The sequence below is a fragment of the Pantoea sp. genome (assembly GCF_032114055.1).
Lineage (GTDB): Bacteria > Pseudomonadota > Gammaproteobacteria > Enterobacterales > Enterobacteriaceae > Pantoea.
This window is the reverse complement of record NZ_DAMCTB010000013.1, coordinates 104,522-110,521: the sequence shown is the minus strand read 5'-3', so window position 1 is coordinate 110,521 and position 6,000 is coordinate 104,522. Positions and strand designations below refer to the sequence as shown.

The following is a 6,000-nucleotide window of genomic DNA, read 5'->3' as shown; positions in this document are numbered from 1 at the left end:
GAACAGAGGCCGGTTCAGACGCTGAAGTCTCCTCCGGAACAGAGGCCGGTTCAGATACGGTCGCATCCGTTGCTGGCAGGGATGCTGAGGAGTGATTACTTTTCAGCACCCATTGCACGCGGTCGTTATTTTTCTTTACCTGATAGTCCGGTGTATAAACGCTGAAACCGCTGTAGCTGCTGGCAAACGTAAAGTAGCTGCTGGATGTCCCGATTGGTGCATCCACCATCACCAGATCCTGGGTCAGCGAAACCGGCTCTTTCTTGTTCAGGAGCAGGCTCACATCCAGCCGGTTATCTCCGCCACTTGCTGACTCTCTGATAATCAGCTTATCGCTTTCCCGTGTTGAAGGTTTAACGCCTAACAGCAGATTCATTCCGGTCGCATTCAGCGTATCGACATTCAGGGTTTTAGCATGCCAGCTGCCATCGGGTACCATTGACAGCCGCGAACCACGCTGGGCCATCACAGAAGTGATATTACTGTGGTCCGTCATGGTCCAGTTTGCATTTGAACCCAGCGTCATTACGCTGTTGCCTGCAGACGTGACAGCGCCCTGATAATTTACTTTTCCAAGATAGAGTGAGGCATGGTTAGCCAGCTGAATATTACCCTCGACTTCACTGGCCGGCAGCACCGCTAATGCTTCAGTGCTTCGCACGGGTTGCGAGCACGAAACGTTATCAGAATTGATTGCAGCATAACAACGCCAGCTTTTTTCCGCTGCCTGCTGGCTATCGTTATAGCCGAAAGAGAGTATGGCCGAATCCGCCGCCACCATATCTGCTTTAACGCCAGCATATTCCCCCACCTGAAAATGCGCGCCACTGCCTACGTTTATCTGGCGGGCTTTAAATAATGAGGTGTTCCAGTCGTCATCAATCACAACCCCTCCGGCATGGGCGACGGGCTGACCTGAAAGAACGGTGGTGCCGTCAGACACACTCAAATCGCCATTAAGATTCATGCCGCCGGTCAGGGCTGTGATTGCTGATGTTAGTGGATTCCGGATATTGACATTCATTACACCATTGAATGCATCTTCTCGTGTTTCGCCCAGAAAACCACGAAACACATTGGTATCAAGCTGGGACAGGCGGTAATTGATGGCCTTGTTCAGATCCGTACCCAGGTATGTCCAATCCGATGTTGACGTTTTAGAGCGAGGAAAATAGACATAACGGCTTTTTTTGAGCTGGAAATATTCGGCAGGATTGTTATTTTTTTTGTAAATATAGATCGATCCTGGCGTCCCGTTTCGATTGTCAGAGATAAGTTTATTAATCGGGATATCTTTTGGCTGAAAACCATTGATATTCAGCGTTGATGCATTCTGGCTGCTATTGATCAGACGGGCGCCACTGTCGGTGTGGTGTATTTTTTTGAAATCAAGTGTGTTGCCATTTAAATCAAGTTTTCCGCCGCGGTAACCGAAAAATATCTGGTCCGTGGAGACCTGGTTTTCATCATTGAGAACAACGGTAGGGCGGCCGCTGACTAAAGTGACCGAAGAAAAAGCCTGCTTTTTACCAGAGCCATCTGCGCGCTGGTCAAGAATCACCGTACCTTCACCCGCATTGAGCGCGCCTGGGTTTACCCCCCTGGCATTGACATGCAATGTCCCTGCGCCAATCTTATGCAAGGCATCACCAGCAAGGCCATTGACCTGCCACACAACCTCTTTGCTGGCATCAACCTCAACACCGCCTCCGGTCCACGTCGCGTTCGCATCTGCCAGGGGGGAAACGGTGTAGTTATTTGAAAAGCGGAGCTTACCTGCACCCATGTTAATGGATGAATCAAGGGTGATTAGATTACCCGCCCCGTTAAAACGCAGATCCTTTGTCGCATCAAGCTCTTTATCAGAGGCAGCTGACGGTGCAACAGAAGCATAGCTTTTCCCCAGGCCAGCCCAGGACCATGAGGACGCACCTTGCGTTATACCGCTTTCATCCCAAAAAATTGGTCCTTTACCCGCCACATCAGTGACATCCGGTGAGGTGTTAGCTGACTGAACCGACGTGATAAAGTCACCGGGAATATAGCCCACCGCTGCACGTTGTCTGTAGAGACCTTTATCCTCGTCATAACCTACATGAACACCAACGAGTTTCCATTGCTGTTCAGTATCGTCCCATGCAAATACCGGACTGCCGCTGTCACCGCTATTATCACCGATTGAGAGAGGCGTGGTTCCGCTATCATCGGGTCCAAGATTGTAATAACGCAGATAAGCCCAGTAAGAGGTGGCCCGTACACTGGTTGCGCTAATAGTCCCCCCACTCTTCCAGGCATAAGCTCCTGTCAGGGTAACACGCTCAGTCTGATCATCATTAATTTGCTGCTGAGTACCGGCGCCTAGCCGGGTATACCAGGAATAGTTCGATTTATAATTTGCCAGATAGTCAGTTCTGCTCACATAAGGATAAGGTGCAGCATCAGTGACGACCTTGTTAAGGCGAGGCACATGAAAATCTTCTTTGCTGTGTTCATTGCGGTTAATCAGTTTATAGGTATTCGCATAGAGCGCACCATTGCCGAATGTTACCGTTTTATAGCCCGAGTTATGCTTTACGCTGGCAACATAGGAAGGTGAAATGAGTGTTGCATAGCCCAGTGAGGCAACACCGCCAAAATCCGGCATTGGAAAATCAAGATAGGCGGAAAGTGATCCATCCTTTTTATAAACAGGCGCACCCATTCTGCCTGCAGGGTAGTTCCCTAAGTTTTCTGCAAAATCACGATACTCCTGAACATCAATATCATTAAGCATGATACCGGCATAAGACTCCGTGCAGATAAAGAAGGTGCAGTATAGCGCTGCGCTTCCAAAATATTTCAATGGATTGCCCCCATAGCATTTAATCATTAAAAGAACCTTTAATTAAACTCTACCATTGGGGTCACCCATGCTTAAAATCAGCACGAACTAAAAAATTGGCACAAATCAACAAATAAGCCTTTATTACGAAAAATAACTCAGTAACTCAATGTTTTTAAAGACAAAAAAATAAAAACAATATAATTAAATTTGATGTTAAAATTTAATAAAAACCTAATATTCGTTCTTATTTAAAACTACTTAAAATATTTAATAACATGTGAAAAACACATAATGAAAAAAATTAAAGTATCATTTGCTTTATGAAGGTGTCGTTTTAAAATGGCAATCGTGTCCAGGGAATGCAGACTGATAATGCGGTGTCAGATCTTTCATGCCAGAAACACATTTTCTCTACTCAATGGATAGTCGTGCCATTTCAATTAAACACATTTTTTGCGGAATGCCGCTGCCCTGATGGAACAAAACTCAATAATTGCGTCGCTCGCTTTTAAGAGTCATACGCCAGAAGAAGCTGACAGTGAGTGCATGCATTGTGAACAGCATAAGCCGCTTACGATTATCCCTAATATTTCGCCTGAACAGCGATGATAAAGTGCGTCAGGCCTATTGGGCTCACGTATCATTTTACGAAGTATGGTGCCATCACTGCACGTGGTGTGACGACGTGGAAACCGTACGCATGTCTGATAAAAATTTCATCTGCTGACCTGAACATCCCTCTGATAGCCACATAATGATGTGTTTACTCTCACAAGCCAGGATGATCTACTTTCAGGTTTTACGCTTAGTAAGAACGGTAATTGAGGTGGGTAAGGCCAGGGTTTCGCTGCAGTCCTGACAGTCCTGACAGTCCTGGAAACCTGACCAGCCAGTTCAGGAATGGACATCAGGGTAAATATCATGCCAGGCCTCTCCAGAGGTATAGGCCATAGTCTCAGAAGAAAAATAATTAACATAGAGATAGGCGAACAGTAAAAAAACCACACCCAGTATCACTGCAGTCACAATATTGAACGGAACAAGTGAATAGTTACGTTTCTGACGATTTTTTTTCATCATATTAACCTCTGGCGTTTTACTAACAAAAAATATTTTTAATCCGAATAAGCTAATGGCTTGCTGACAGCGGTTTTTGATACACCAGCGCCTTAAGTTATCATGCCTTTATAAAGCTCAATTAAAGAGAGATCATTGATAAATGCGTTGAACTCTCTATCACCCCGCAACCCAAACTTTTTCATCACATTGTACTTATGCGCATATATTGTCTTAGTTGATATATTGAGGCGTTTTGCTGCCTGAGTCACATCATAACCCTTTTTCAAAAAGCTCAGGACCTGCAACTGGACTACTGTAATTCTGACATATTCGCAATGCTCGCAGTCAGACGACACAAATCCCCTGGCCCGATCATGAAAGGCCAGCCACGCCCGCAGGATCTTTTCAGAAACCATCCTGATTGAGTCATGACGTGAAATGACAATTAACGAACGATAGCACACGGGAAGGTGTGTTCTGATGATATCCCCTGGTTCCTCAGTAAATACAATGATGATACTACCCGGCTTTCGATCGCGATAAGCAGGCTGACACATATAGAGACGCCATTGCGAATTATTGACCAGAATGAAATCGGCCTGTTTAAGGTACTCGCTGTCGAAACCTGGTAAAAAAATCACCCGGGTTTCAGACAGGAGTACCTCTTCAATTACTTTTGAAATGCCTAGTCTGAAGAAATAATTATCATCTGTGCAAACAACATTAAAGTCCATTTTTTCCCTTAGGCATATCAAAAATAAAATTAAATAATCAGGTAAACTTACCGTTAATCAGCACCAGTTCACCTTTCTCTTTAAGCTCTTTTAGCACTCTGCAAATCGAGCTTTTGGAGAGATGAGAGCTATGTTCGATAAGATACAAAGCAGAAAAGCGCTTTTTTAAATGTGGCGGTAGTTTTTTCCATCGTTCGATCAAAGAAATGACTTCATCATGAGAGTTTTTCTTTGAGAGCTGAATGTAGTTCATGAGATCTGAGTACTGCCCTGACAGGATTGACATGGCATCATTGAAAATATCTTTTTCAAAAATTAGCCGCCAGAAAAGATCATACTCGATAAAGCTCACCTTACCGTAATCAATTCTCTCAAGATACACGGGTTGTTCATCTAATGCAGGGGTGACACCCACTACAAAAGGAGCCGATAAGATGTTCAGAACCTTATTTTCACCTTTTATTTTAAGTAAAAAGTCGCCATCAAGAATGAACATGACACGCCTGACATTATCTTTAGTGAGATGATAACGACGTTTACCGCGTGAAATCTCATCGGGATCTGCAATTTGTGCATGTTCTGCTAATGCACTGATAACTCGCTCATGATTTTCTATTACTCTGTACATAATAATCGACTCAATCTGACCAATACAAAATTAGTATTAGTTATAAAATTAGTAAAATCTGTTTGTTTTAGTCTCTTCTTTCGCCTGGTGTACTGCAGAGTTTTGCTCCCTCCAGAGTGTGAGCAAAATTAATATGACATAGGTTTTGCTATAATAAAACCGTCACATTAAAATTCAACACCATAAACATGCAAAAAGAAAGGCAACTAAGCCAGCTTATGACCCTACAACCAGATATTACACCTCACAAATCCAATATAATCAGTATATCAACCCAGCATGTGATAACTAACTAATGGTGTTATAACTTTTTTCCTATATAAGCAATCTATCGTGTTCATTTGATATCCAATGTTATAAATATGCTAAGTAAAGAACCTTCATGCCAAACACAAACAATAAAAATTTTTTATGCATAAAAAATCAAAATCATTTTGGAATCATTGTTAATCCCCTTTGAACGCAGGTAATAACCGAGAGCAGTAAAATGTGAGATGAATTAAACCACAGCGAACCCATACTGGACACTTAAGTTGAAACTTGGTAGATATTTAGTTTTATATATCGCCATTTAAATAAAACTTAGCACAAACCCCTGATGTGGAGATTTATCTTTCACTGACAGTCTTTTTCAGGAATGACTTTAACAATAAAGCTTTCGCGATTTGCTAATCACATTTTCAATATTCTGCGTTAAAAGATGATGCTTTAGTCAGCCCATAGCCGCAGTGATGCTGCTATTTAATGAACATGCG

At 43.2% G+C, this 6,000-nt stretch carries 3 protein-coding genes; all 3 read right to left on the bottom strand.

Features of this window, described 5'->3' with window-relative positions; genetic code table 11:
* Positions 1 to 2,869 (bottom strand): S6 family peptidase (locus RT657_RS17820; protein ID WP_313656052.1); only part of this gene is annotated, 2,869 nt, incomplete at its 3' end.
* A 1,124-nt stretch (positions 2,870 to 3,993) separates the two neighbouring features.
* On the bottom strand, positions 3,994 to 4,617 hold the full coding sequence (locus tag RT657_RS17815; RefSeq protein WP_313656051.1) for a LuxR C-terminal-related transcriptional regulator: 624 nt from the start codon (positions 4,615 to 4,617) through the stop codon (positions 3,994 to 3,996).
* A 37-nt stretch (positions 4,618 to 4,654) separates the two neighbouring features.
* The gene (locus RT657_RS17810) at positions 4,655 to 5,245 is read right to left on the bottom strand and encodes a transcriptional regulator (RefSeq protein ID WP_313656049.1); all 591 of its coding nucleotides are present in this window, start codon (positions 5,243 to 5,245) and stop codon (positions 4,655 to 4,657) included.
* Positions 5,246 to 6,000: the final 755 nt, after the last annotated feature.